We start from the raw sequence: 550 nt of genomic DNA on the forward strand, positions 1-550 counted from the left end.
CGACATGGCAACAGCCAATTCCGGGTGCTGAGATCAACCGTGTTGCGGCGTGCCCCCCCGAAAAACCGGGCCAGCGTAAAGTAGAGACTTCGCCCCGCATGGGCCCCTTGGATCACGGGGAATCAGGCGATGAAGAAATCCTGTTTTACCGAGGAGCAGATTGCCTACGCGCTCATGCAGGTCGAGCTCGGGGTGGCGGTCGGTGAGGTGTGCCGCAAGCTGGGCATTGCGGAGGCGACGTTCTACGTGTGGCGCAGGAAGTGCGGCGGGTTGGGTCCGCCCGAACTCAAGTGGCTGCGGTTGCTGGAGGAGGAAAACAGCAAGCTCAAGCAGTTGGTGGCCAGCCTCAGCCTAAACAAAGCATGCTGCAGGATGTGGTCACAAAAAAGCTCTGAGGCCTGCCCAGAAGCGTGCCTGAGTGGAGCTGCTGCAGGAGCGATTTGGCAGCAGTGAGCGGCGTGCGCTGCAGATCGTGTCGATGTCGCGCTCGGCATTTTCCTACACGCCCAAGGCGCGTGACGGTAGTGCTATCGGTCGACGGGTGCATGAG

The 550-nt window shown here is 61.1% G+C and carries 1 pseudogene; it reads left to right on the forward strand.

Annotated elements, in window-relative coordinates:
• Positions 1-129 precede the first annotated feature (129 nt).
• Positions 130-550 (forward strand): annotated as a pseudogene (locus EN850_RS33395) (transposase); the annotation flags it as partial.

Origin of the sequence: Mesorhizobium sp. M8A.F.Ca.ET.207.01.1.1 (genome assembly GCF_004794715.1) — a bacterium.
In the GTDB taxonomy this organism is placed as follows: Bacteria; Pseudomonadota; Alphaproteobacteria; order Rhizobiales; family Rhizobiaceae; genus Mesorhizobium.